At 74.8% G+C, this 24,838-nt stretch carries 22 protein-coding genes; 7 read left to right on the forward strand and 15 right to left on the reverse strand.

The window, feature by feature from the left end; genetic code table 11:
- Positions 1 to 119: 119 nt before the first annotated feature.
- Positions 120 to 1,637 carry a M1 family metallopeptidase gene (locus ACIRRS_RS01000; RefSeq protein ID WP_402962911.1) on the reverse strand — a complete coding sequence of 506 codons (1,518 nt, stop codon included), beginning with the start codon at positions 1,635 to 1,637 and terminating at the stop codon, positions 120 to 122.
- 264 nt (positions 1,638 to 1,901) lie between these two features.
- Between ACIRRS_RS01000 and ACIRRS_RS01005 the strand changes: the two genes are divergently transcribed.
- Complete coding sequence (locus tag ACIRRS_RS01005; protein ID WP_402962913.1) at positions 1,902 to 3,185, forward strand: DUF4157 domain-containing protein; 1,284 nt, start codon at positions 1,902 to 1,904, stop codon at positions 3,183 to 3,185.
- Positions 3,186 to 3,258: 73 nt separating this feature from the next.
- On the opposite strand, the gene ACIRRS_RS01010 is transcribed toward ACIRRS_RS01005, so the two are convergent.
- Genes ACIRRS_RS01010 through ACIRRS_RS01020 form a run of 3 tightly spaced genes read right to left on the reverse strand, consistent with a single transcriptional unit; the run spans position 3,259 to position 5,867 of the window.
- Positions 3,259 to 4,008: an ABC transporter ATP-binding protein gene (locus ACIRRS_RS01010; protein WP_402962916.1), complete on the reverse strand. Its 750-nt coding sequence runs from the start codon at positions 4,006 to 4,008 to the stop codon at positions 3,259 to 3,261.
- Positions 3,987 to 4,808, reverse strand: a complete 822-nt coding sequence (locus ACIRRS_RS01015) for an ABC transporter permease (RefSeq protein WP_402962919.1) — start codon at positions 4,806 to 4,808, stop codon at positions 3,987 to 3,989. Before ACIRRS_RS01015 ends, ACIRRS_RS01010 begins: the two co-directional genes overlap by 22 nt.
- A gap of 3 nt (positions 4,809 to 4,811) precedes the next feature.
- Positions 4,812 to 5,867: an ABC transporter substrate-binding protein gene (locus tag ACIRRS_RS01020; RefSeq protein ID WP_402962922.1), complete on the reverse strand. Its 1,056-nt coding sequence runs from the start codon at positions 5,865 to 5,867 to the stop codon at positions 4,812 to 4,814.
- 207 nt (positions 5,868 to 6,074) lie between these two features.
- Here ACIRRS_RS01020 and ACIRRS_RS01025 point away from each other — a divergent pair, with 207 nt between their 5' ends.
- From ACIRRS_RS01025 to ACIRRS_RS01045, 5 genes are read left to right on the forward strand one after another with little or no spacing between them, the layout of a single operon-like run.
- Positions 6,075 to 7,148 (forward strand): hypothetical protein, encoded by a 1,074-nt coding sequence (locus ACIRRS_RS01025; protein ID WP_402962924.1) that lies wholly within the window; start codon positions 6,075 to 6,077, stop codon positions 7,146 to 7,148.
- Complete coding sequence (locus ACIRRS_RS01030) at positions 7,138 to 8,013, forward strand: MurR/RpiR family transcriptional regulator (RefSeq protein ID WP_402962927.1); 876 nt, start codon at positions 7,138 to 7,140, stop codon at positions 8,011 to 8,013. Before ACIRRS_RS01025 ends, ACIRRS_RS01030 begins: the two co-directional genes overlap by 11 nt.
- Positions 8,014 to 8,042: 29 nt before the next feature.
- Complete coding sequence (locus tag ACIRRS_RS01035) at positions 8,043 to 9,284, forward strand: discoidin domain-containing protein (protein WP_402962930.1); 1,242 nt, start codon at positions 8,043 to 8,045, stop codon at positions 9,282 to 9,284.
- Complete coding sequence (locus ACIRRS_RS01040) at positions 9,268 to 10,197, forward strand: N-acetylmuramic acid 6-phosphate etherase (RefSeq protein WP_402962932.1); 930 nt, start codon at positions 9,268 to 9,270, stop codon at positions 10,195 to 10,197. The genes ACIRRS_RS01035 and ACIRRS_RS01040 overlap by 17 nt, the downstream gene beginning before the upstream one ends.
- Positions 10,194 to 11,057: an N-acetylglucosamine kinase gene (locus ACIRRS_RS01045; protein ID WP_402962935.1), complete on the forward strand. Its 864-nt coding sequence runs from the start codon at positions 10,194 to 10,196 to the stop codon at positions 11,055 to 11,057. Before ACIRRS_RS01040 ends, ACIRRS_RS01045 begins: the two co-directional genes overlap by 4 nt.
- A 22-nt stretch (positions 11,058 to 11,079) precedes the next feature.
- On the opposite strand, the gene ACIRRS_RS01050 is transcribed toward ACIRRS_RS01045, so the two are convergent.
- The 11 genes from ACIRRS_RS01050 to ACIRRS_RS01100 form a co-directional block, all read right to left on the reverse strand.
- A complete protein-coding gene (locus ACIRRS_RS01050; RefSeq protein WP_402962938.1) occupies positions 11,080 to 11,529 on the reverse strand; it encodes a hypothetical protein in 450 nt (149 codons plus the stop codon).
- A 48-nt stretch (positions 11,530 to 11,577) separates the two neighbouring features.
- The gene (locus ACIRRS_RS01055) at positions 11,578 to 12,540 is read right to left on the reverse strand and encodes an alpha/beta hydrolase (RefSeq protein ID WP_402962940.1); all 963 of its coding nucleotides are present in this window, start codon (positions 12,538 to 12,540) and stop codon (positions 11,578 to 11,580) included.
- Between the two features lie 28 nt (positions 12,541 to 12,568).
- On the reverse strand, positions 12,569 to 13,639 hold the full coding sequence (locus ACIRRS_RS01060; RefSeq protein ID WP_402962943.1) for a phosphotriesterase: 1,071 nt from the start codon (positions 13,637 to 13,639) through the stop codon (positions 12,569 to 12,571).
- Complete coding sequence (locus ACIRRS_RS01065) at positions 13,636 to 14,631, reverse strand: phosphotriesterase (RefSeq protein ID WP_402962946.1); 996 nt, start codon at positions 14,629 to 14,631, stop codon at positions 13,636 to 13,638. The genes ACIRRS_RS01060 and ACIRRS_RS01065 overlap by 4 nt, the downstream gene beginning before the upstream one ends.
- Positions 14,632 to 14,636: 5 nt before the next feature.
- Entirely contained in the window at positions 14,637 to 16,355 is a 1,719-nt protein-coding gene (locus ACIRRS_RS01070; RefSeq protein WP_402962948.1) for an amidohydrolase, read from the reverse strand.
- Positions 16,352 to 17,317 (reverse strand): aldo/keto reductase, encoded by a 966-nt coding sequence (locus ACIRRS_RS01075; RefSeq protein WP_402962951.1) that lies wholly within the window; start codon positions 17,315 to 17,317, stop codon positions 16,352 to 16,354. Before ACIRRS_RS01075 ends, ACIRRS_RS01070 begins: the two co-directional genes overlap by 4 nt.
- A gap of 92 nt (positions 17,318 to 17,409) precedes the next feature.
- The gene (locus tag ACIRRS_RS01080) at positions 17,410 to 18,519 is read right to left on the reverse strand and encodes a zinc-binding dehydrogenase (protein WP_402962954.1); all 1,110 of its coding nucleotides are present in this window, start codon (positions 18,517 to 18,519) and stop codon (positions 17,410 to 17,412) included.
- Positions 18,520 to 18,559: 40 nt separating this feature from the next.
- Positions 18,560 to 19,432 (reverse strand): branched-chain amino acid ABC transporter permease, encoded by an 873-nt coding sequence (locus tag ACIRRS_RS01085; RefSeq protein ID WP_402962957.1) that lies wholly within the window; start codon positions 19,430 to 19,432, stop codon positions 18,560 to 18,562.
- A gap of 47 nt (positions 19,433 to 19,479) precedes the next feature.
- Positions 19,480 to 20,637, reverse strand: coding sequence for an ABC transporter substrate-binding protein (locus tag ACIRRS_RS01090; protein WP_402962959.1), 1,158 nt, complete (start codon positions 20,635 to 20,637; stop codon positions 19,480 to 19,482).
- A 101-nt stretch (positions 20,638 to 20,738) separates the two neighbouring features.
- Positions 20,739 to 22,505 (reverse strand): ATP-binding cassette domain-containing protein, encoded by a 1,767-nt coding sequence (locus tag ACIRRS_RS01095; protein WP_402962961.1) that lies wholly within the window; start codon positions 22,503 to 22,505, stop codon positions 20,739 to 20,741.
- Positions 22,502 to 23,260 carry an ABC transporter ATP-binding protein gene (locus tag ACIRRS_RS01100; protein WP_402962964.1) on the reverse strand — a complete coding sequence of 253 codons (759 nt, stop codon included), beginning with the start codon at positions 23,258 to 23,260 and terminating at the stop codon, positions 22,502 to 22,504. Before ACIRRS_RS01100 ends, ACIRRS_RS01095 begins: the two co-directional genes overlap by 4 nt.
- 158 nt (positions 23,261 to 23,418) lie before the next feature.
- Here ACIRRS_RS01100 and ACIRRS_RS01105 point away from each other — a divergent pair, with 158 nt between their 5' ends.
- Positions 23,419 to 24,822 carry an amidohydrolase gene (locus ACIRRS_RS01105; RefSeq protein WP_402962967.1) on the forward strand — a complete coding sequence of 468 codons (1,404 nt, stop codon included), beginning with the start codon at positions 23,419 to 23,421 and terminating at the stop codon, positions 24,820 to 24,822.
- The last annotated feature ends 16 nt before the right edge of the window (positions 24,823 to 24,838 follow it).

The raw sequence follows: 24,838 nt of genomic DNA on the forward strand, positions 1-24,838 counted from the left end.
CGCGGCTCCCTCGACGGCCCTCACTGGTCGCCCCAGTGTGGGCCGCCCCGCCGCCGCCGGGCCTCGGGCCCAAGCGGCGCGGGGGTTCACGGAGTTGACGCCGCCTCAAGAAGCGGCCGTCAGCGCCGGTTCGCGTGGACGGCGGCGGTCTCCTGGATCTTCTTCCAGGACTTCGGCTCCGCCGGCACCGCGCCGTTGCCCTGCGCGGTCAACGCGGCGGGCTTCGCCCCGCTCGGGCCGACGGGCGGCTTGGAGGGGGTGAACAGCCAGGTGGTGAAGAAGTCGCCGAGCTTCTGCCCGGAGAGCTTCTCCGCGTACGCCTCGAAGTCCTCGACGGTGGCGTTGCCGTAGCGGTGCTCGGTCGGCCAGCCCTTGAGGATCCGGAAGAAGGTCTCGTCCCCGAGCTTGACGCGCAGCGCCTGGATGGCCATCGCCCCGCGCAGGTAGACCGGCCAGGAGAGCGGCTCGTCCGCGCCCGGGTCGCCCGGCTCGACGCTCCAGAACGGGTCCCCGGCCGGGTACCGGGCGTAGGCGTAGTCGGCCAACTCCTGGGCCGTGCCCTCGTTCTCGTGCTCGGACCAGAGGTACTGCGCGTAGAAGGCGAAGCCCTCGTTCAGCCAGATGTCCTTCCAGCGGGCGAGCGAGACGCTGTCCCCGTACCACTGGTGGGCCAGCTCGTGCACGACCACCGAGGTGTTGGCCCCCCGATCGAACTGCCCCGGCCCGTAGATGATCCGGGTCTGGGACTCCAGGCCGCCGCTGCTCGGGATGTTGGGCACGAAGCCGCCGATCGAGCTGAACGGGTACGCGCCGAAGTAGCCGCTGAGGAAGTCCACCAGCTCGCCGGTGCGCTCCACGCTGGCGCGGGCGGCGCCGGCGTTCGCACCGAGGTCCTTGCTGTACGCGTTGTAGACCGGTATCCCGCTCGCGGTGGTGTCCTGGGTGATGTCGAACTTCCCGATGCCCAGCATCGACAGGTACGTGGCCTGCGGCTTGTCCTCGCGCCAGTTGTAGCGCGTCCAGCCGATCTGCGAACTGGTGCCGGTCAGCACGCCGTTGCTGACCACCTGGGTGCCGTTGGGCACCAACACCGAGACGTCGAAGGTCGCCTTGTTGCTCGGGTGGTCGTTGCTCGGGAACCACCAGGCCGCCGCCAGGGGCTCGTTCGCCACGACCGCGCCGTCCGGCGTGCGGCGCCAGGCGCTGTAGCCGCCGTACCGCTGCACCGTCGACGGCACGTCCTTGTAGCGCACGACCACGGTGATCGGGCTGCCCTTGAGGAGCGGCCGCGCCGGGGTGATCTCCAGCTCCTGCTCGCCGCTGGTGGCGAAGGTCGCGAGCCGCCCGTTGACCCGGACCTCGGAGACCTTCAGCGTGAAGTCGAGGTTGAACCGGGAGAGGTCCTGGGTCGCCGTGGCCAGGACGGTCGTGGTGCCCTCCAACTCGTCCGTGGCGGGCTGGTACTTCAGCCGGATGTCGTAGTGCGAGACGCGGTACCCGCCGTTGCCGAAGTTCGGGTAGTACGGGTCCCCCACGCCCTCCGCCCCCGGCTGCGGGCCGGGGCCGGAGGCGGAGGCGGGGACGGCCAGGAGCAGGGACAGGGCACTGGCGGCGGAAACGATCAGTCTCTTGCGCACGCGTGGTCCTCCAGGATCACCGGAACAACAGTTCTGATCGGTCCCTATGTCCCGTCAACTCCCCTTCCACTCCCCGACGGTGAGAATCTCGTAAGAATCCGGTACCGCCGCTGGACGGGGCTCCTCAGCCGTGGCAGCGCGGCCCCGGGGGCAGGGCGGGTGCCCCCGGGTGTGTACGCGCGGGCCTGTCCGGTCGGCGGAGTGCCTGGTATGTCTGGCTACGGGCGTCCGCAGGCGGCGGGTGCCCGTAGCCGGGGAGGGCTCGTGCACCAGCACTCGAAGAACCCGCGGAGCGCCACGGCGTCGCCGCGCACGGCCCCCGAGCGCCGGAGCAGCACCGGGCCGTCCGTCGCGGAGCAGGAGGTCCGGGCGGACGCGCCGATGACGCCGGACACGGCCCTGCACCTCCAGGCCACCGTCGGCAACGCGGCGGTCGCCCGGATGATCCGGCAGCAGCGGCCCGCCGGGGGCGGGCAGGCGGCGGACGCCCCGGTGCAGCGCTCCACCGTGCCCGACGTCCTGCGCTCCCCGGGCCGGCCGCTGGCCGAACCGGTGCGCACCGAGATGGAGTTGCGGCTGGGGGCGGACTTCCGGTCCGTGCGCGTCCACGACGACGCGGCGGCGGCCCGGTCCGCGGCCGAGATCGGCGCCCGCGCCTACACCTCGGGCGACCACGTCGTGATCGGCCACGGCGGATCGGACGAGCACACCCTCGCCCACGAGCTCAGCCACGTGATCCAGCAGCGGCAGGGCCCGGTGGCCGGCACGGACAGCGGCTCGGGGCTGCGGGTGTCGGACCCCTCCGACCGCTTCGAGCGCGCGGCCGAGGCGAACGCCACGGCCGCGCTGCGCCGCCCGCTGCCCGAGGTGGCGGCGCTCGGGGGCGCCCGGACGGCGGACCACGCGCACGCGTCGGTCCAGCGCGCCCCCTCGGGGGGCACGCCCGCCGCACCGGTCGCCTCGCAGGTCGCCCTCACGCACCTGACGGGGGACGACCTGGAGGGCGAGTGCGGCTACTTCGAACGCCGCCGGGCCCTGAGCGTCAACCCGCCCCAGCAGGGGGTGATCGTCCAGGAGATCACCCGCGTCTTCGACGTGAAGGAGTGGGACGGCCAGGGCTGGGTCGCCCTTCCGGACACGGCCATCGACGGCTACGTCACGGCGAAGAACTCGTCCGTGAACGCCACGGTGGGCCGCTACTGGGAGCTGTGGCAGGTCGACGCGCAGGGCAACGTCTCGGACGGCGGGGAGGACACCTTCGGCCTGCCGTCCATCATCCCGGGCAGGAAGCGCGTCAACACCACGCAGGGCTCCTACACGATCACCGGGGACGCCGTCTTCTACCCCACCGCCGCCGCGCCGGCCACCCTGGGCTTCACCCGGGGCGGGGCCGCACCCGCCGGTGGCCTGTTCAGCACCCTGACCGACCCGTCGGGCGCCATCGCGGCGGCCGGCCTCACCCCCACCGGCCAGGCGGTGCGGTGCCGGGTCCGCGTCGAGTGGGACAGCTCGTCGGCCGACAGGTACTCGGACGTCACGATGACCTGAGCGACCCCGCCGGGGAGCCGAACACCTGTGCCCGGTACCGGAGTTCTCCGGTACCGGGCGCAGGCGCTCCCACTCAGGCCCGGGCCTCCTCCGGGACGCCGAGGGCGATCAGCAGCCGGTCGCGCAGGTCGGCGAGGCCGGGGTGGCGGCGGCGCTCTGGGCCGGAGGGGCCGTCCGGGCGCAGGTCGAGCGAGAAGCGCCCGTCGGTGAGGACGAGGAGGCGGTCGGCGAGCAGCAGCGCCTCGTCCACGTCGTGGGTGACGAGCAGGACGGCGGGCCGGTGGCGGGCGCACAGGTCGCGCAGGAGGCCGTGCATGCGCATGCGGGTGAGGGCGTCGAGGGCGCCGAACGGCTCGTCGAGCAGCAGGAGCCGGGGCTCGCGCACCAGCGCCCGGGCGAGCGCTACGCGGGCGGCCTCCCCGCCGGACAGGGTGGCGGGCCAGGCGTTCTCCTTGTCGGCGAGGCCGACCTCCGCGAGGGCCGCGCGACCGCGCTCACGGGCGGCGGCGCGCGGGCCGCGCAGGCCGAGGACGACGTTGTCGAGGACCCGGCTCCAGGGCAGCAGCCGGGCGTCCTGGAACACCACCGAGCTGGGTTCGGGCACCTGGACGAGGCCCTCGCCCGCGACCGCCTCGTCCAGTCCGGCCACGGCGCGCAGCAGGGTGGACTTGCCGGAGCCGCTGTGGCCGAGCAGGGCGGTGAACTCGCCCCGGGCGATGTCGAGTTCGATCCCGTCCAGGACGGTGCGCCCGTCGAAGGAGCGGCTCAGGGCGCGCAGTCGCACGCCGTCCTCGGCGGGTGTCAGCCCAGGGTCGTGCGCCACTGCAGCACCTTCCTCTCCAGGAGTCGGACCAGGGTGTCGGAGGTCAGTCCCAGCAGCCCGTAGACGACCAGGCCGACCACGATGACGTCGGTCTCGCCGAAGGTGCGGGCCTGCTCCATCAGGTAGCCGATGCCGCTGTCGGCGTTGATCTGCTCGCTGACCACCAGGACGAGCCAGGAGACGGTGACGGCCATGCGCAGGCCGGTGAAGAAGCCGGGGGCCGCGCCGGGCAGGACGATCCGGCGCAGGAACCGGAGCCGGTCGAGCCCGAGGGTGCGGGCCAGTTCGGCCCAGCGGACGTCCAGGCCGGTGAGCGCGGCGTGGGTGTTGAGGTAGACGGGGAAGAAGGTGCCGAGCGCGACCAGGATGATCTTGACCTCCTCCCCGATGCCGAACCACAGGATGGCCAGCGGCACCAGGGCGAGGATCGGCAGGGCCCGGAAGAGCTGCGCGGTGCCGTCGATGAGGGCCTCGCCCAGCCGGGAGAGCCCGGCCAGCAGGGCGAGCGCCACGGCGGCGGCGGTGCCGAAGGCCAGCCCGAGGGCGGCGCGTTGCAGCGAGACCCACAGGTGGTGGCCGAGCTCGCCGCTGCTCAGCAGCTCCCAGCCGCGCGCGCCGATGTCGCCGGGCGGGGCGAGGGTCTGCGGGTCCAGCACCCCGGTGGCGGAGGCGAGTTGCCAGACGCCGAGCAGGAGGAGGGGGCCCAGCGCGCGGGCGAAGGGGAGCCTGCGGCCGCGCGGGCCCGGCGGGCGGGCGGTGCGCGGGCGGCGCAGGGCGGAGGCGCGGGTGGTGGTGGCCACGGCTCAGCCCTTCGCGGCGGCGGACTGGACGGCGTCGAAGCGGCGGTCGAAGACGGTGCCCACGTCCTGTCGGGTGATGACGCCGGCCGCCGCCAGCACGTCGGCGATCTGCTGCAGCCGGGCCGACGCGGTGGCGTAGTCGGGGATGGTCGCGGTGCCGTTGTTGGCGACGACGGCCTCGCCGACGGAGGCGGGCAGCTTCTGCGAGGTCACGTAGTAGGACTGCACCCAGGCGTCCTTGTGCGCGGTGATCCACAGCTCGGCCCGGGTGAAGCGGGCCGCCAGGTCGGCGAGGGCCGCGCTCCTGGCAGGGTCGGTGACGGCGGCGCCGGGTGCGATGAGCAGTTGCAGCCCGCTGGTCAGGCCCTTGTCGCCGTCCAGTTCGTGGGCGCCCTTGTCCTGGTAGGCGTTGCCGTACTTGCTGACCAGCGGCTCGGTGAGTGTGCCCGCGTCGACCTGTCCGGCGGCGAGCGCGGCCGGGATCTCCGGCGGGTTGAGCTTGACCAGGGTGACGTCGGTGGGCTTGAGACCGGCGTTCTTCAGGGCGGTCAGCACGGCGGGCTGGAAGGTGGTGCCCTCGGCGTAGGCGACCTTCTTGCCCTTCAGGTCGGCGACGGTCTTCGCCGCGCTGCCCGGCGAGGTCCACAGGTGGACTGCGTCGGGGCTGTTCTGCACGACGCCGACGACGCGGGCGTCCTGGCCGTGCGCCTGGGCGAAGACGACCGGGGCGTCCGAGACGAAGCCGACGTCCGCGGCGCCGGCCCGGAACGCCTCCAGGACGGCCGGGCCGCCCTGGAAGGAGGACCAGCTGATCCCGTACGGCAGGTCCTTGTCCTGCCCGGAGGCCTGCAGCGTGGTTCTGAGCAGGTCGTTCTGGTCGGCGATGCGCAGCGTGACGCCGGCGGGCACGGAGGTGGCCAGCGGCTCGACGGCCGGCCCGGCCGAGGCCTTGCCGCCCGCGCCGGAGGTGCAGCCGGTCAGCACCGCCGTGAGGAGCGCGGCGGCGCCGAGGGCGCCTGCGGCTCGGGCGGCGGAGGCGGGCGGACGGAACGTGGGCATGGCGAAGCTCCCGGACGAGGGGGTGAACAGGGGATCGAAGGTGGCCTCATGCTCGCCACGGCGCCGGGGAACTGTCAACGAAATCACGTAAATATCTTTCCATTTTGACCCCTGAATTGCCGCAATATTGCGCCGTGTTGCGCCCTGATGCCGCATTACATGGGATCTCGATGGCGATGACGAAAGTTATTTACGAACAGTGCGCCGGTGGCTAGGGTCACTGCCGTGCGCTCCTGCTACCTCCTCGACCCGGCCCGGCCGTCGCTGCCCCGCCTCCTCGGCCGGGCCCGCGCGGCCGGCCTGGACACCGTCGTCGCCAAGCTCGGCTCGGTGACCCCGACGCTCCTCGACCAGGTCCGCCACCACGGCCTGCGGCTGTACGGGAGCTTCGCCTGCTTCCGGGGGCCGCAGGGGCCGCAGGCCGTCGACCAGGACGGGAACGCGTGGCAGCCGATGGAGTGGTACACCGGCGTACGGCCCAACGACCCCGCGTGGAACGCCCGGCTGGCCACGGAACTGGACGCCGCACTGCGCGCCCTGCCGCCGGACGCGCCGCTGGACGGGCTGCTGCTCGACTTCCTGCGCTGGCCCCTGCACTGGGAACTGGAGCTGCGGCCCGGCGCCCGGCCCCGCTCCTCCTCCTACGACCCCGCCACCCTGCGGCAGTTCACCGAGCGGACCGGCCTGCGCCCGCCCGGCCCGGGCGCGGAGGCCGCACGCTGGATCGCCGAGCGGCACGCCCCGCAATGGACGGCCTTCCGCACCGCGGCCGTCACCGGTGCGGCGCGCCTCCTCGCCGACACCGCCCGCCGGGCCCGGCCCGGGACGGCCGTCGGCGCCTTCCTCGTCCCCGCGGCGGACGAGGCCGAGCGCCGTGCCCTCGTCGGCCAGGACGCGCGCCAACTCGCCGACGTCCTCGACCTGTTGATGCCGATGACCTACCACGCCATCGCGCACCGCGACACCGGTTGGCCCGCCCGGCTCACCCGCACCCTCGCCTCCGACGCCGCCCCCGCCACCGTCGTCCCCGTCGTCCAGACCACCGCGGACGCCGCCGCCGTCCTCCCCCGCACCCCCGGCCCCGCACCCGACTGGGGGCCCGCGATCGACGACTCCGCGTTCGCCGCCCTGCTCGACACCACACTGGACGCCGGATCGGGCGGCATCTGCCTGTTCCCCGCCGAAGGCCTCGACCCCGACCGCTGGACCCTGCTGGGCGACCGCCTCGCCCGCCACCGGCCGCCGCACCACCCGCTGGAAGGACCACGCCGTGCCCGATGACCTGCTCGCCCGCATCCGCCACCGCCGCGACCAACTGCCGCCCGCCGAACGCGGCATCGCCGACCTGGTCACCGCCGACCCGGGCCTCGCCGCCGAACGGACCATCACCGAACTCGCGCGCGCCGCCGGCACCTCCGAGACCACCGTGCACCGCTTCTGCCGCAGCCTCGACCTGCGCGGCTACGCCCAGCTCCGGCTCGCCCTCGCCGCCGAGGCCGAACGCCTGCGCGCCGACGACCGCGCCGACCTCGACCTCTCCAGCGACCTCGACCCCGAGGACACCCCGGCCCAACTGGTCCGCAAGGTCGGCTGGGCCAACGCCCGGGCCGCCGAGGAGACCGCCGCCGGGCTCGACCTCGACGTGCTCGCCGCGCTCGGCGACCGCGTCCGCCGGGCCCGCCGCATCCTGGTGGTCGGCGTCGGCTCCAGCGCCCTGGCCGCCCTGGACGCCACCCAGAAGCTCCAACGGCTCGGCTACGGCGCGGTGTTCGCCAGCGACGTGCACGCCGCCCTGATGATCGCCGCGCTCCTCGAACCCGAGGACCTCGCCATCGGCTTCACCCACTCCGGCCGGGCCAGGGAGGTCGTCGAGGTCCTGGAGGAGGCCCGCACCGCGCGGGCCGGCACCGCCGCCGTCACCAGCGGCCACCGCTCCCCCGTGGCGGCCACCGCCGAGCTGGTGCTGCTCACCGCCGCCCGGGACACCGCCTTCCGCAGCGGCGGGACGGCCTCCCGGACGGCCCAACTCACCGTCGTGGACGCCCTCTACGTCACCCTCGCCCAGCACGACCACGCCCGCATCCTCGACGGCCTCGAACGCGCCCACGACGCCGTCCGCCGCCACAGCCTGCGCCGCCCCCGCTGAGCACCCGTACCGACGAACGGAGCCCGCCCGTGCCCGCCTCTCCACGCCGACCCGCCCTGCTGCGAAGCCTCCTGACGCTCCTCCTGGCCGCCACCGCCGCCCTGCTGCCGCTCCCCGCCACCGCGAACGCCACCCCTGCCCCCACCTCCGCCGGATTCACCCTCTACGACGACACCGCCTACGCCTCCGCGAGCATCGGCCACGGCGCCGTCGCGGCCAACCTGGTGCCCAACCGGATCTGCACCCCGCTCGTCACCGGCGGCGCCATGCCCACCCAGGCGCAGTGGACCGCCCTCGTCCTGCAGTACGACACCCACCCCGACGCCCCGTTGGTCCTCGACTGCGAGAGCCTCTACCTCACCGGCGACGCCGCCACCGCCGCCGACCACCTCGCCCGCCTCGCCCAGCTCCAGAGCTGGGCCCGGCAGGCCGCCCCCACCCAACTCATCGGCTGGTACGGCCTGCTGGGCAACACCAGCGCCGCCAACCAGGGGCTCTACCGGCAGCTGATCGCCCAGGACCGCAACACCGCCTTCTTCCCCTCCGCGTACACCTACGCCACCGGCTACGACAGCTGGCTCGCCACCCTGAAGGCCAACCTCGCCACCGCCGCGCAGATCGACCCGGCCGTGCCCGTGCTGCCGTACGTCTGGCCGCAGTACCACGACGGCACCGGCGCCCTCTCCCTCACCTGGGTCCCCGCCGCGCAGTTCGGCTTCGAACTCGCCACCCTGCACGACCTCGGCCTGTCCGGCGCCGTCATCTGGGGCGGCGGCAACCCGGCCGTCTGCGACAGCACCTGCCAGAGCACCGCCGGGAGCCAGGGCTGGCTGCCCGCCACCCAGACGTTCCTCGACTGGTCCGCCTCCCCCGAGGCCGCCGCCCCCGACCTCGCCCTCGGCCGCCCGGCCACCGCCTCCAGCAGCTACAGCTCCGCCCTCCAGCCCGGCAACGCCGTGGACGGCGACCCGTCCACCCGCTGGGCCAGCGCCTACGCCGACCCGCAGACCTTCACCGTGGACCTCGGCGCCACCCGGTCCCTCGCGGGCCTGCGGCTGGTGTGGAACACCGGCTACGGCAGCGCGTACCAGGTCCAGCTCTCCGAGGACGGCACCGACTGGACCACCGCGTACGCCACCACCACCGGCACCGGCGGCGTCGAGTACCTCACCGGGCTGCACGGCAGCGGCCGCTACCTGCGCCTGAACCTGACCGCCCGGGGCACCGCCTACGCCTACTCGCTCTGGAGCCTCGATGCGTACGACGTCTGACCGGGCCCCCGGCGCCGCGCACCTGCCGCCCACCGAGGCGCGCAACCCGCTCAGCACGGCGCTCGACACCCTCGACACCCCGGCGCTGCTGCGGCTGATCAACGACCAGGACGCCACCGTCGCCGACGCCGTACGGGCCGCGCTGCCGCAGCTCGCGCAGCTGGTCGAGGCCGGAGTCCGGGCGCTGTCGCACGGCCGGAGGGTCCACTACTACGGCGCGGGGGCCGGCGGCCGGATCGCCCTCGGCGACGCCCTGGAGCTCGGCCCGACCTACGGCATCGGCCCGGAGACGGTCCTCGCCCACCTGGCCGGGGGCCCGCAGGCCGCCGCCCGGGCCGCCGAGCACGCCGAGGACACCGCCCCCGACCCGGCCGAGGAGGAGCCGCCCGTCGCGGGGGACCTCGTCATCGGCGTCACCGCGAGCGGCCGCACCCCGTACGTCCTCGCCGCCCTCGCCCGCGCCCGGGCCGCCGGGGCCGTCACCGCCCTGCTCTCCGGTGATCCGGCCGCGCCCGCCGCCGCCCACGCCGACCTGCACGTGGTGCTCGACACCGGGCCGGAGGTCGTCACCGGCTCCACCCGGATGAAGGCCGGAACGGCCCAGAAGCTCGCGCTCAACGCCTTCTCCACCGCGCTGATGGTCCGCACCGGCCGCACCTGGTCCAACCTGATGGTCGCCGCCTCCGCCCGCAACGGGAAGCTGCGCTCCCGCGCGGTGCGCACCCTGGTGACGGCCTGCCAGGTCACGGAGGAGCAGGCCGCCGACTGTCTGGAACGCTGCGCCGGGGAGACCGCCACCGCCCTCGTCGCCCTCAGCACCGGCGCCGCTCCCGAACGGGCCCGCGCCGCCCTCGCCGCCCAGGGCGGGCGCCCGTTCGCCGCCGTCCGCGCCCTGGCCGGTGAGCCGCGGTGACCCTCCACCTGGGGATCGACGCCGGCGGCAGCCATACCCGGGCCGTCCTGCTCGACGCCGACGGCGCGACCGTCGGCCGTGCCGAGGGCCCCGGCGCCAACCCCGCCGGTACGGCGCCGGGCGCGGCCGGCGCCACCCTCGCCGCCACCGCCTCCGCCGCGCTCGGCGGACGGCCACCCGGCCTGGTCGCCGCCTGCCTGATCGGCCTCGCCGGGCACCGGGCCCTGCCCGACCCCGACGCCTTCGCCGCCGGGTTCCGGCGGACGCTGCGCCTCGACGGCCCGGTGCTGCTCGTCCCGGACGCCGTTCCGGCGCTCGCCTGCGGCACGGACGGCCGCGAGGGCACCGTCCTGATCGCCGGAACCGGCGCGATCTGCGTACGGATCGCCGGCCTGCGCGCCGTCACGACCAGCGGCGGGCTCGGCTGGCTGCTCGGCGACGAGGGCAGCGGCCTGTGGATCGGCCGGGAGGCCGTCCGCCACGCCCACGCGGCGCCCGGCGACGCGCTCGGCCGCACCGTCCGCGCCCACTGCGGCGCAGCCACCCCCGACGACCTGGTGCGCTGGGCCTACGCCGGGCCGCCCCGCCGACTGGCCGCGCTCGCCGCACCGGTCTGCCGCCTCGCCGCCGAGGGCGACCCGGCCGCCCTCGCGATCACCGACGCCGCCGCCGACCACCTCGCGGCCCTCGCCCGCGCCACCGCCCGCCCGGGCGAGCCCTTCGTCCTCGCCGGTTCCGTCGCCACCTCCCCCGGCCCGGTCCGCACGCGCCTGCACCACCTCCTCACCGACCTCGCCCCGCTGTTCCCCCGCACGGACCCCGCCAGCGCCGCCGCCCGGCTCGCGGCCACCGTCGCCTGACCCGCTCCGGGCGCGGCCCGCGTCAGGACGCGGCGGCGCGGGCCGATTCCAGGTCGGCGACCAGGCGCCCTACGCGCCGGTTGCTCCTGCCCGAGCTGTGGCCCGCCAGCATGAGGAGCTGGTCCGTGCCGCCGGAGGCCAGGACCAGTTCCGGGACGTCGGAGGTGTAGACCTTGCCCTTCAGGACGGCGACGCGCACCTCGCGGATCTCCGCCCACGCGTAGGAGCGCGACCCGAGCAGCCCGGTGTACCGGACCCCGGCGGGCCCGTAGGAGACGCCGAACACCGGCGCCCGGAACGTCATCACCGCGCCCGGCACGCCGAGGAGCAGGACCGGGACGAGGATGCCCACCTCCGCCCGGGGCCACTGCTTCACGAAGCCCGCCGCCATCGTCACGGCGACCAGCAGGCACACGGCGCCCAGCAGGACGTAGGTGATCGACCAGGCCGTACGTCTCCGTCGCTCGCGCATGATGCCGCCCCTTTCCCGAGCCCACAGCATACGAACCGCGGCCACCGCTCACAGGTGCAGGATGCGGCGCAGCCAGGAGAGGCGGGCGGCGAGGGCCGCGCGCGTCACCTCGTGGTCGGGGGCGAAGACGTCGAAGCCGTGGAAGGCCCCGTTCCAGACGTGGAGTTCGGCCTCTCCCCCGGCGGCCCAGATGCGGGAGGCGTAGGCCACGTCCTCGTCGCGGAAGAGTTCGGCGCTGCCGACCTCGACGAAGGCGGGCGGCAGGCCGGAGAGGTCCCCGGCGCGGGCGGGGGCCGCGTAGGCGGGCACGTCGGTGCGGTCGCCGAGGACGGCCCGCCAGGCGAGTTGGTTGATCGCGCGCTGCCAGGTGCCGGCGCCGTCGTACTGGTGGCTGGAGACGGTGGTGCCGGTGTCGTCCAGCATCGGGCAGATCAGCAGCTGCCCGGCGGCGCGCGGCCCGCCTCGGTCGCGGGCCATCAGGGCGACGGCGGCGGAGAGGCCGCCGCCCGCACTGCCGCCCATGAGGACGATTCCGTCGGGGTCGATCCCGAGTTCCGCCGCGCGGGCGGCGGTCCACAGGAACCCGGCGTAGCAGTCCTCCGCCTGGGCGGGGTACGGGTGTTCGGGGGCGAGGCGGTACTCGACGGTGACGGCGACCACGCCGAGGGCCTCCACCAGGTCGGCGAGCCTGGGGGTGTCCTGGTGGCGGGTGCCGGTGATCATGCCGCCGCCGTGGACGTTGTAGAGCACCGGGAGCGGGCCCCGGGCGCCGCGCGGGCGGAGCACGGTGAGGGCCAGGTCGGGGGCGCCCTCGGGGCCGGGGGCGGTGTGCTCCTCGACGTCGATGGGGCGGGTGCCGATGACCTCGGCGGGCGGCCGGGTGGGCAGGGGATCGCCCGCGCCGCGCATGTGGGGGATGGTCCCGAGCGTCGGCGCGGGGCCCTCGGGGGCGGGCATGGCGGCGAGGACGCGGCGCAGCTCGGGGTCGAAGGGGACGGGGACGATGGTCATCAGGAGGGGTCCCAACGGTGCGTCGAGGTCATTGCGGCGCGGTGAAGGCGAGCGCCCGGGCCGGGTTCTCCACCGTGATCCGGTGCAGGTCCGCCTCGTCGACGCCGTGGCCGCGCAGGGCGGGCAGGAAGTGGCGCGGGATGTAGTCGTAGCCCTGGCCGCCGTACCGCTTGAGCTGGATCTTCTGGCAGACGTCGTGGCCGAGCACCAGCTGCCCGGCCCAGCCGCGCTCGACCAGGCCGGCGATGCCGCGCACCACCTTGTGGTCGCTGCCGAGCACCAGGTGGCCCCAGGGGCTGCCGGGCGAGGCCATGAAGTCGAACTCCACGAAGACGCCGCGCTCCAGCAGCCGGTCCGCGAAGTCGGGGTCGCCGAGGACGTCCATGGCGTGACCGAAGACGACGTTGCCGGGGGCTACGCCCTCCTCGGCGAGGATGTCGAGGACGCGGAACTTCTCCTCGCCGACGCCGCCGACGTGGAAGCTGACGGGCGCTCCGGTGATGCGGCTGGCGCGCCCGGCGGCCCGTACGCTCTTCAGCTCGCCGTCGGTGAGCGGCGCGGTCTCGGCGCCGACCTCGCCGATGACGCCGCTGCGCACCCCGGTGCCGTCGGCGCCGAGGACGACGTCGCGCACGAGCAGCTCGGTGAGTTCGTCGACGCCGAGCCGGTCGAACCCGGCGGGGTGGAAGACCGGGGTGTACCAGCCGCCGCCCATGACGACGTTCAGCCCGGTGGCCCGGGAGAGCGCGAGCAGCGCGGCCGGGTCGCGGCCGACGCCCCTGGGGGTGACCTCGACCAAGGTGCGCCCGCCGGCGCGGGCGAAGGCGAGGACCTCGGCGGCCATCTCGTCGAGGCCGGTCAGCCGGTCGTTGTCGGCGTTGGGGTGCCCGTGGCGAGTGCGGGCGAGGTTGGCGAGGGTGAGCGGCTCGGCGGCCTCGGGCGTGTCCTCGCCGGGCCGGTGGTGGGCGGGCGGGCGGCGCAGGTCGAGGAAGACGTGCTCGTGCATCAGGGTGCTGCCGAGCGTGGACGGGTCCACCGGGCCCTCGACGGTGAGGGCGAGGCCGGTGAGGTCGGGGATCTCGAAGGCATACGTGCTCACTGGTCGCTCCTCTGCGCGGGGGCGGGGTGGGTGAGGAGGCGGCGCGGATTGTGCACCGTGACGGTCTCGGCGAGGGCCGGGTCGGCTCCGAGCATCGCCAGGTACGGCAGGAACTGCTGGGCCAGGAAGCCGTATCCGCCGCCGCCGTAGGCCAGCAGCCGGGACTTGGCGCGGGTGTCCTGGGAGAGCAGCAGCTGCCGGGACCGGCCCCGGCGGGCGAGTTCGATCACAGCGGCGGCCACGTCCTGGTCGTCCCAGCGGCTGTACACGGTGGGCAGCCGGCCCAGCTGGTCGAACTGGACGAACACGCCGCGCTCCAGCAGTGGTTCGAGCGCCCCCGGGTCGGCGGCGAGCGGGTCGCAGCGGCCGACGGCGACGCGGGTGAGGTCGGCGCCCTCGGCGGCCAGCAGGTCGAGCACGCGCTGCTGGACGGCGGGGTCGGGGCCGAGGGTGAGCGAGATCGCGGCGCCGGTCGCGGCCGAGGCGCGGGCGGCGGCGGTGAGCAGGGCGCGTTCGGCGGGGTCGGCCGGGTCCAGGGCGGCGAGTTCGCCGATGATCCCGGCCCGGACGCCGTCCACTCCCTCGACCAGCTCCCGGAGCAGCGCGGCGGTGAGGGTGTCGGCCGAGGAATCGGAGAGCGGACGGTGGAGGCCCGCGCCCATCACCACGGCGAGCCCGGTGGCCTCGGCGATCCGGCGCAGCGCGGCGGGGTCGCGGCCGAGATCGGCGGTGGTGAGGTCGACGACGGTGCCCGCGCGGTCGCGGGCCTCGGCGGCGGCCAGCCCTTCGTCGTCGAGGATCTGGTCGTCGCGGTTGGCGGCGCCGAGCGCCGCCGCGCCGAGCAGCTCCATGGTGAGCGGGGCATGGTCGAGCGGGCCCGCCGCGAGCGGCGTGAAGTCGCCGAGGAGGTGCTCGTGCGGCAGGACGGTCCCGAGCGTGGCCGGGTCCCTCTCGCCGGTGACGGTGACGACCGTGCCGGGAAGCGGTTCCACGGGCCTCACTCCTCCCCGTGCACGAGTCGGCCGTCGAAGTACGTCAAGTCGACGGGCAGGCCCGGCAGTTCGTGCGGCGAGACCTCACCGATCCGGCCGCCGAGCACGCACAGGTCGGCGGCCTTGCCCGGCTCGATGCTGCCCTTCCAGCCCTCGGCGAAGTCCTGGTGGGCCGGTTCGACGGTGTAGGCGCGCAGCGCCTCGCGCAGGCCGATCCGCTGCTCGGGGCCGCTGGGCCGGCCGGTGGCCTTGGACTCGCGCAGCAGCATGGAGGCGACGCCCTGGCGCCAGTCGGGCTCGGTGATCGGGGCGTCGGAGCTGGCGCGGACGCGGACCCCGGCGGTGAGTGCGGAGCGCACGGGCCACATCCGGGCCGAGCGTTCGGCGCCGACCACCTCGTCCATCAGGTCGGAGATGGTCCACTTGATGGCGGGGTTCATGTTGACGCCGTAGTCGTGCCGGGCGAGCAGCGCGAGGCTGCGCTCCGTCGCGAAGTCCCCGTGGATGAGGTAGTGCCTCGCGTCGGCGCGCGGCTGCTCGCGCTGGGCGGCGTCGAGGGCGTCGACGACGGTGTCGATGGCGCGGTCGCCGGTGACGTGGACGCCGATCTGGTGGCCGGCGGCGTGCGCGGCGGCGATCATCGCGGTCAGTTCGGCGGCCTGGAGGGCGGGCGCGGCACCGTGCACGCAGAGCGCGCCGTGGCCGCCGCCGGGGTAGGGCTGGTGCATCCAGGCGGTGCGGTTGGGCGGGACGCCGTCGGCGAAGAGCTTGACGCCGAGCACGGCGAGGCGGCGCGGGTCGAGGCCCTCCAGGTCCGTACCGGCCAGCGAGGCGAGGCCGGCCCGCAGGTCGGCCACTCCCCCGCCCATCGGCGCGGGCAGGAGCAACACGCTGACGCGGGCGTCGAGTTCGCCCGCCCGGGCCAGCTCCAGGTAGGTGTCCAGGGTGGCGCTGCCGAGTGCTCCGGACATGATGCCCTCGCCGCCGGGGCCGAGCCCGGGCTCGGTGTAGCTGGTGGTGCCGAGCGCGTGCAGCGCCCGGATCGCCCCGGTGACGGCGGCGCGGCGGCGGGCCGGGTCGGGGCGGGGGATGTGGGCGTGCACGGCCCGCTGGGCGGCCTCGCGCAGAATGCCGGTGGGCTGCCCGACGAGGTCGGTGTCGATGGTGCCGCCGGGCGGGGCGATGGTCTCCCGGTCGATCCCGGCGGCGCGCAGCGCGGCCGTGTTGACCCAGGCCATGTGGTCGGAGAAGTCGGTGAGGCAGACCGGGTTGTCGGGCGCGGCGGCGTCCAGGTCGGCGCGGTCGGGCAGCTCCCGGCTGCCGTCGCGGCACTCGGCGAGGTACCCGACGTCCCAGCCGCGCCCGGTGATCCACTCCCCGGGCGCGGCGGCGCGGGCGGCTGCGGCCACGACCGCGACGACATCGGAGATCGACGTCACGGAGGGGTAGTTCAGGTCCAGGGCGAGCGGCGGCCGGTTGAGGCCCCAGGCGTGGCCGTGCAGGTGGGAGTCGTTGATGCCGGGGAGCACGGTGCGCCCGCGCAGGTCGACGGTACGGGTGCCGGGGCCGGCGTGGGCCAGCACCTCGGCGGTGCTGCCCACGGCCAGCACCAGGCCGTCGCGGAGGGCGACGGCCTGCGCGCTGCTGTGGGCCGCGTCGACGGTGAGCACGTCCCCGTCGATCAGCACCAGGTCGGCCGGTCCGTCCGGCCGGGCGGCGCTCACGGGCCCTCGGGGTCGACGGAGCCGCCGTCCACCCAGTACGGGGAGACCAGCTCGCGCAGTTGCTCGGCGCCGACCCGCTCGACGAGGGCGAGAGCGCCCACGTTGTCGTCCAGCTGGGCCATCCGGCTGGCGCCGAACAGCACGGTGGCGGTGGCCGGGTGGGTGAGGGTGAAGGCGACGCAGAGCTGGGCGGGGGTGGTGCCGAGGTCGGCGGCGACGGCCGCGAGGCCGGGCGCGGCGGCGGTGATCCGGTCGCGGACGCCGCCGGGGTCGCGGCCGATCTCCCGGGAGGGGCTGGTGCGCCCGGCCAGGATGCCGCCCTCCAGCACGTCGGAGGCCTGCATGGACAGGCCCTCGGCGAAGAGCGCGGCGAAGGGCTCGCCGTCGGGGATCGCCCGGCGGCAGGGGCTGTACTTGAGCTGGGCGAGCTGGGGGCCGGGCGAGCCGGCGGCGAGGGCGTGCTCGCGGATCGTCCGGACGGCGGTGGCGGACCAGTTGTTGACGCCCCAGCAGCCGATGAGGCCCTCGCGCTCCAGCTCGGCGAGGTCCTCGGCGAGGCGGCGAAGGTCCAGGTCGTCGCGGCGGATGTCGCCGAGCACGGCCAGGTCGGCGTGCTCGACCCCGGCGCGGAACAGGGCGTTGCCCAGCTGGTCGCGCAGCGACATCTCCGGGTAGGGCTCGAGCCAGAGCTTGGCGGAGAGCAGGTAGTCCTCGCGGGCCAGGCCGGCGGCGCGGACGATGGCGGAGAAGAGCACGTCGGTGAAGACCGGCGGCCCGCCGGGCAGGCCGTAGACGGCGACGTCGAACAGGTTGATCCCCAGGTCGACGGCGCGGCGGACCATGGCGACGGCGTCGCCGAAGTCCATCCGGTCGTAGGTGTGCCAGGAGCCCAGGGAGAGGGCGGAGACCTCGGGGCCGGCGGTGCCGAGCCGCCGCCTGGGCACGATGGGCTGGGTGGTCATGCTGCTCCTCAAGGATGGTGGTGGAGGACCCGGCGCCCCGGGGGCGGGACACGGAAAACCCCGGGGCGCCGGGTGGTCAGGGGGATGGCGCGTCAGGCGAGTCGCGGGTCCACGACGGCCTTGGTCTGCTCCAGCCGGTGCATCGCCTCGATGGCGCCGGTGGCGCCGGAGAGCCCGACCGGCTCGCTGAACAGCTCGTCCCAGTCGTAGTGGTGGCGGAAGGCGCTCAGGAAGGAGATCGCCCGGTGGTAGTCGCCGACGTCGCCGTTGAGCGAGCCCCGGACGGTCAGCTCCTTGCCCATGACGGTGCCCAGCGGCAGCGGCTGCGGCGCGGGCCCTGTGGTGCCGCACACCACGAAGGTGCCGCCCCAGGCGGCCAGGTCCACGGCCTCGGCGCCGACGCCGGGCGCTCCGGCCAGGTCGATCACCAGGTCGGCGCCCCGGCCGCCGGTCGCGGCGAGCACGGCCTCCTTGCGGGCCTCGGGCCCGTCCTCCAGTCCGAGGACCAGGTCGGCGCCGAACTCGGCGGCCAGGTCGAGTCGGTGGCGCGGGCCGCCGATGGTGATCACCGGCCCGGCGCCGCCGGCCTTGGCGACGGCGGTGGCGACGATCCCGAGCGCGCCCGCGCCCTGGATCACCACGGAGGAGCCGGGCCGGGTGCCGCCGGCCCGGTCGAAGGCGTGCAGCACGGTCTTGACGGCGCACCCGGCCGCGGCGGCCCAGCGGGAGTCGACGTCGGCGGGCAGCAGGTACTTCTGCGCCCGCGGGGTGACGTACGCGTGCTCGGCGAGCCCGTTGGTGGCGTACGGCGGCCGGTCGCTGCGCTGGAGGAAGCCGTACCCCCGGTTCTCGCAGGCGACGGGGGTGCGCAGCACCGTACAGCCGTGGCAGAAGCCGCAGGTGGCCTCGGACCAGCCGATGCGGCTGCCGACGGCGACGGGCCGGCCGAGCGCGTCGACGGTGCCCTCGCCGACGGCGAGGACGGTGCCGGCCATCTCGTGGCCGAGCACCAGCGGCAGCATGCCGGGGAAGGACATGGCGCCGCTCCACAGGTGCACGTCGGTGGCGCAGAGCGTGGCGCAGTCGATCCGGACCAGGGCGGCGCCGGGCTCGATCCGCTCGGGCAGCGGAATCTCCTCGATGACCAGCGGTTCGCCGTGGGCCCGCAGTACGGCCGCCCGGGTGTGGGTGGGGAGCGTCATCGCGCTCGGTCTCCTTCGCGTGGTTCGTCCGGTGGGGTGGTCATCGGCTGTGCGCGGTGTCCCAGACCTCGTGCCGGCTGCGCCACCACAGCAGGACGAGGATGACCAGGAAGGGCACCACGCCCTGGTACTTCTGGATCGCCTCGACGGAGGCGGAGAACCCCTCCAGGCAGCCGAGGAAGAGGCCGCCGACCACGGTGAGCGGCAGGCTGCGGAAGGCGCCGAGCATGGCGACGGCCAGCGCGGTGTTGATCAGCTTGCCGAGGCTGGAGAAGTCGCCGCCGAGCCGGGGCGCGGCGAGCACCACGACCAGAGTGGTGACGGCGCCGATGGCGGCCCAGACGCAGACGGCGAGCCGGGCGACCGGGATGCCCACCACCTGGGCGGTGCCGGGCTGTTCGGAGAGCGCCTGGAGCCGCAGCCCGACCCGGGTGCGGGTGAGCAGCAGCCCGACGCCCCCGGCGATCAGCGCCGCGAAGACGACGGTGACCAGCACCGACTGCGGCACGACCACGCCGCCGACGGTGAACAGCGGCTTCTCGAAGGGGCTGGGGAAGGTGTGCGCGCCGGTGGTGTTGTTGCCGAACAGCCGCAGGCCTCCGGCCATCACGGCGACGTAGACGGCGACGGTGACGGCGGCCTTGGTGTTCTGCGAGTGGCCGGCGAACCACCGGACGAGGACGGCGCCGAGCAGGGCGGAGAGCGCGGCCCCCGCCAACACCCCGACGGGCAGCGCGATCCAGACGCTGACGCCGTTGTCGGTCAGGGTGACCATGGTGAAGGCGCCCGTGGCGCCGAGGGCGGCCATCGCGAAGTTGACGGTGGCGACCAGCCGGTGGGTCAGGACGACGCACAGTCCGAGCAGCGCGTAGACACCGCCGCCGGTCAGTCCGGCGAGTGTGGAGTTGAGCACGGGGCACCTCCTGGAGGGCTCGATGGGGGTCGGCGGGCTGTGGCGGGCTACTTCTTGGCGGGGACGATGAACCCTTCCGGGAGCACCTGCCAGGAGCCGTTGACGGCCTTGACGAACCGGCTGCCCTGGACGGGGTTGTGGGTGTCGCCGGGGCCGAAGACCCAGGGGGTGCCGACCATCGGGTAGGTGATCGGCTGCATGGACTTGAAGGCCTTGGTGACGCTCGCCCGGTCGACGGGGCCGCTCATGCCCTTGAGGACCTGGACGAACAGGTCGGCGGCCATGACGCCGCCCTGGCTGAAGGCGGTCTTCTGGATCTTGTTCTTCTCGACCACCTGGGACCACCGCTCGTTGCCGGGCAGGCTGGTGTCCGTGTACGGCTGCCACTCGGTGCCTGCGTAGACGTCCAGTCCGGCCGGGATGGCCTGGGCGCTGGCGTCGGTGTAGCTGTTGGCGCCGACGATGAACGCGGTGTCGGTCATGCCCTGGGTCTTGGCCTGGGCGAAGTAGGGGCCGACGACGCCGTTGTAGAGGACGGCCTGGCAGCCGGCGTCCTTGTCGGCGACGAGGTACTTGGTCGGGTCGCCGTCGGTGATGGCGAGCTCCTTGTGGGCCAGGGTCTTGCCGGTGAGCTCGGTCCACTTCTTGATCGAGTCCTCGATGCCGCTGCCGCTGCCGGGCAGGACGGTGTAGTCGAGGCAGACCTTGTCGCGCTTGAGGACTTCGGAGGCGTAGTAGAGGTTGGCGGTGAGCAGGTTGAACGGGCCGGGGTTGACCGGGGCGATGTTGGGGCTGCTGAAGCAGGCGGGGTCGACGCCGACGGCGGGGATGGAGACCACGCCGGCCTTGCTGTAGGCGGCGCGGTTGAGGCCGCAGTCCACGGCGCTGGAGGAGCCGACCAGGGCGACGACGCCCTTGGACTTGAGCAGGTCGACGGCCGCCTCGGTGGAGCGCTGCGGGTTCATCGCGTCGTCCACGCTGATCAGTTCGAGCTTGCGGCCGTTGATGCCGCCGGCCGCGTTGACCTCGTCGAAGACGGCCTTGACGGACTGCGGGACCTCGGGGGTCTGGAAGAGGCCGGTGATGCCGTTGATGGCGCCGACCTTGATCGGGCCGTTGGTGGAGCCGGAGTCGTCGTTGCAGGCGGTGGCGGTCAGCAGCAGGGCGACGGCGACAGCGGCGGCGGGCAGTCTCGGGATCTGCATGGGGGATCGTCCAATTCCGTCTGGGCGCGGGCGTCCCGGGGCACCGGGGGGTGTGCCTGAGGCCCGCTGAGGGTGGATGGAGGTGGAGGTGGTGGTAAGGGTCAGGCGGGGGTGACCTCGGCGGTGCCGAGGTAGGCGGCCATCACGGCCGGGTCGGCGAGCACCCGGGCGGTGGGGCCGGTGGCGATGACGTGGCCGAAGTCGAGCACGGTGACCTCGGAGCAGGCGGCCTGGACGAGGTCCATGTCGTGCTCGACGAGCAGGACGGAGACGCCGAACCGGGCGGGCACCTCGGCGAGGCGCCGGCCGAGCAGCAGGGACTCGGCGGCGGACTGGCCGGCGGCGGGCTCGTCCAGCAGGGCGACGGCGGGGCGGGCGGCGATGGCGGCGGCCACGTCGAGCAGGCGGCGGGCGCCGGCGTCGACCATGGAGACCGGCAGCCGTCCGGGCGGGCAGCCGAAGAAGTCGAGCAGTTCGTCGGCCTCGGCGGTGCTCAGCCTGCGCCCGGCTCCGATGGTCAGGTGCTCGTACTGGGTGAGTTCGGGGGCGATGGAGGTGGTCTGGAAGGTGCGGCGCAGGCCCCGGGCGGCGCGGGCGTTGGGCCCGTACCGGTCCAGCGGGGCGCCGGCGAGGGCGACGCTTCCCTCGTAGCCGCCGACGAAGCCGGTGACGGAGGCGATGAAGGTGGACTTGCCTGCGCCGTTGGGGCCGATCAGGCCGACGACGGCGCCGCGCGGCACGGTGAGGTCGACGGCGTCCAGGGCCGTCACGGAGCCGTAGCGGACGGTCAGCCCCCGGACGGTGAGGCAGGGTTCGCCCGCCCCCTCGACGCCCGCCCCCTCGACGGCTGCGCCGGTGAGCGGCTGCGGTTCGTACGGCGCCCGCGGGTCCTTCTCGCGCTCGGCGAGGAAGGCGCGGGCGGCGCGCTCGCGCTTGCGGCCCCGGGTGAAGTCGGTCTGGCTGACGCCGCTGCGCAGGGCGAAGACCGCGCCGACGCCGAACAGCATGCCGCCGAGGTCCTGCGGCAGGCCGAGCTTGTCGAGGATCGTCGCCATCACGGCGCCGAAGACGCCGCCCATGATCGCGCCCTCGGGGTTGTGCGGGCCGATCATGATGGCGACGGCGAACAGCGCCAGCGACTGCATCATGGCGAAGTTGCCGGCCACCACGAGGCCGAGCTGCCCGGCCATCAGGCCGCCGCCGACCCCGGCCACGAAGGCGCTGATCGCGAAGGCGGCCAGCTTGCTGCGCGGGATCGAGACGCCGTGCGCGGCGGCGGCCCGCTCGGAGTGGCGCAGCTCCGTCCAGGACATGCCGAGCCGGGTGCGGCCGAGCAGGCGCAGGCCGAGCGCCAGCAGGGTGAAGACGATGACGACGAGCACGAAGTAGGCGCCGTCCTCCTCGAAGAGCGCGGGCCGCTCCAGGGTGGTGAGGTCGGACATGCCGGGGAACTCGTTGGCGGTGAGCACGATGTCGGCGGCGACGGCGAAGCCGAAGGTGACCACGGCCAGGTTGACGCCGCGGATGCGCAGCGCGGGGAGGCCGACCGCGATGCCGACGGGTACGGCGGCGAGGCCGCCGATCGGCAGCCAGAGCAGGAGACCGCCGGGCGCCTGTACGGAGTTGAGCCAGAGCACGACCCAGGCGCCGATCGCGGCGAAGGACATCTGGCACAGGGACATCACGCCGACCCGGCCGACGATCACGCCGTAGCTCTGCATGATCACGGCGCTGACCACGGCGGTGATCGCCAGGTAGACCCAGTAGGGCGGCAGCACGGTGGGGACGAGCACGCAGGCCAGGACGGCGACGCCGAGGCCGCCGGCCAGTGCGCGGCGGTCGCCGGTCAGTCTCTCGGTGAGCCTCATGCTCCCTCGCTCCCTGCCTGGTCGGTGGCCGGTGCGCCGGCGAGGGCGCCCTCGCTGGTCCGGCCGAAGTAGAAGTCGTGCAGCCGCTCGGTGTCGCCGCGCAGTTCGGCGCAGGGGCCGTCGAAGACGAGGCGGCCCTTGGCGAGCACGTAGGCCCGGGTGCCGATCTCCAGCGCCAGGTGGGCGAACTGCTCGATGAGGAGGACGGCGATGCCGAGTTCGACGAGGTCGGCGACGGCGCGCATCAGCCGGTGCACCACGACGGGGGCGAGGCCGGAGGACATCTCGTCGATCAGCACGGTCTTGGGCTGGGCGACGAGGGCGCGGCCGAGCACCAGCATCTGCTGCTCGCCGCCGGAGAGGTGGCCGGCCTGGAGGGTGCGGCGCTTGGCCAGCTCCGGGAAGAGCCGGTAGGCGGTGTCCAGGTCGGCGTCGCCGCGCTGGGCGACCAGCAGGTTCTGCTCCACCGTGAGGGTGCGGAAGACGCTGCGGGCCTGTTCGACGTAGGCGAGTCCGGCGGCGGCGCGGCGGTGGGTGGGGAGCCGGTCGATCGGGTCGCCGGCCAGGGTGACGGTTCCGGCGCTGGTGCGGATCAGCCCGGCGATGCCGTCCATCAGGGTGGTCTTTCCGGCGCCGTTGGCGCCGAGCAGCACGGTGATCTCGGCGGGGGCGACGTCCAGGCTGACGCCGTGCACCACCGGGGTCTCGGCCCGGCTGATGCTGACCTCGCGCAACGAGAGGGCGGGGGCGGTCACGCCGGGCCGTCACAGATCACTGGTGCGTGGGGGTGCTGGGGCATCGTTTTCCTCCGATTGCCCGGGTGCCGATGGGGGCTTCGGCACTCGCAAATCGTATCTGATTCCATGTACGTTAAGAGTCACACCTCACCCTGTCCAGAGCTGGGAGCAAGATGATGCGCAACGGATTCCCGGACCACTCCGCCCCGGCCGACCTGGTCATTCGGGGTGGTCGGGTGATCACGATGAACGACCGGCAGCCCTCCGCGCGGGCCCTCGCGGTGCGCGCGGGCGTGATCGTCCGGGTCGGCTCGGACGCGGAGGTGGCGCCGCTCGTCGGCCCGGCGACCCGGGTGGTGGAGCTGCGCGGCGCGACCGTCCTGCCGGGCATCAACGACTCCCACCTGCACGGCGCCTGGCTCGGCACGATGTGGCCCGCCACGCTCATGGAGCAGCTCGCCGCCGACCCGCACGAGCACGGCCACGGCGCCGAGGGCCCGGCGCTCGCCGCGCTCGACACCGACGCGCAGCGCCGCGAGGCGATCCTGCGCACGGGCGAGCTGCTGGCCTCCCTCGGCATCACCAGCTACACCGAGCCGGGCCTGGGCCCCGGCGAGGACGCCGGCCCCACCGGCTGCTTCTCGGGCGCGGTGCTGGAGACGTACGCGGCCCTGGCCGCCGAGGGCCTGCTGCGCGCCCGTGTCACCGCCCTGCTGCTGTTCGGGCTGCTGGACGGGCCGAGCAGCGCCGACGACTTCCGCCGCGGCCTGGCCGGCTTCCCCGGCCCCGCCGAGGTGCCCGGCTGGTTCCGGGTGAACGGGGTGAAGATCTTCGCCGACGGCATCCCCCCGATGGGCAGCGCCTGGACGGACGAGCCGTACGCCCACGGCGGGCACGGCGCTCTGCTGGTGGACGGCGCCGACGCGGGCGAGCGCGAGGCCAACCTGCGCGCGATGATCGCCGCCGCGCACGCGGCCGGGCACCAGATCGGCGTGCACGCCACCGGCAGCCGCACCACCCGGGTCGTCACCGAGGCCTTCGCCGAGGCCCGCGCGGGCGACGGCCGCGACCTGCGGCACTACCTGATCCACGGCGACGTGCTGCACCCGGCCACGCTCGCCGCGATGGCGGCCGCCGGGGTCGGGCTGAACACCCAGCCGGGCATCGCCGTGGCCACCGCGCCGATGCTGGCCGGGGCGCTGGGCGCGGGCGCGCTGGAGCACGCCTGGCCCGTACGGGACGCGCTGGCCGCCGGGGTGCCGCTGTGCCTGAGCACCGACGCGCCCGTGCTGACGCCGGACTGGCGAGTGGCCGTGGCGGCGGCCGTCACCCGGGCCGGGGTGGACGGCACGGTGCACGGGCCCGAGCAGCGCATCGCCCTGCACCAGGCCCTGTACGCCTACACGGCGGCCCCCGCCCGTCAGGACGGGGCGGAGGCCTGGAAGGGCACCCTCGCGGAGGGTCGGGCGGCGGACCTGTGCGTGCTCGGCGCGGACCTGCGCGAGGTGGAGCCGGCCGCGCTGCCGCAGGTCCCGGTCACGATGACGGTGGTGGACGGCCGGGTGGTGCACGAGGCGTGACCGGGCGCCGGGTGCC

It is taken from the genome of Kitasatospora sp. NPDC101183 (assembly GCF_044767945.1).
Taxonomy (GTDB): Bacteria; Actinomycetota; Actinomycetes; order Streptomycetales; family Streptomycetaceae; genus Kitasatospora.

What these genes read in the sequence shown, in the direction of transcription:
- ACIRRS_RS01040 (WP_402962932.1), top strand. Translation starts at nt 9,268, where the DNA reads ATGCGTACGACGTCTGACCGGGCCCCCGGCGCCGCGCACCTGCCGCCC.
- ACIRRS_RS01020 (WP_402962922.1), bottom strand. Translation starts at nt 5,867, where the DNA reads ATGCCCACGTTCCGTCCGCCCGCCTCCGCCGCCCGAGCCGCAGGCGCC.
- ACIRRS_RS01090 (WP_402962959.1), bottom strand. Translation starts at nt 20,637, where the DNA reads ATGCAGATCCCGAGACTGCCCGCCGCCGCTGTCGCCGTCGCCCTGCTG.
- ACIRRS_RS01095 (WP_402962961.1), bottom strand. Translation starts at nt 22,505, where the DNA reads ATGAGGCTCACCGAGAGACTGACCGGCGACCGCCGCGCACTGGCCGGC.
- ACIRRS_RS01075 (WP_402962951.1), bottom strand. Translation starts at nt 17,317, where the DNA reads ATGACCACCCAGCCCATCGTGCCCAGGCGGCGGCTCGGCACCGCCGGC.
- ACIRRS_RS01050 (WP_402962938.1), bottom strand. Translation starts at nt 11,529, where the DNA reads ATGCGCGAGCGACGGAGACGTACGGCCTGGTCGATCACCTACGTCCTG.
- ACIRRS_RS01105 (WP_402962967.1), top strand. Translation starts at nt 23,419, where the DNA reads ATGCGCAACGGATTCCCGGACCACTCCGCCCCGGCCGACCTGGTCATT.
- ACIRRS_RS01080 (WP_402962954.1), bottom strand. Translation starts at nt 18,519, where the DNA reads ATGACGCTCCCCACCCACACCCGGGCGGCCGTACTGCGGGCCCACGGC.
- ACIRRS_RS01055 (WP_402962940.1), bottom strand. Translation starts at nt 12,540, where the DNA reads ATGACCATCGTCCCCGTCCCCTTCGACCCCGAGCTGCGCCGCGTCCTC.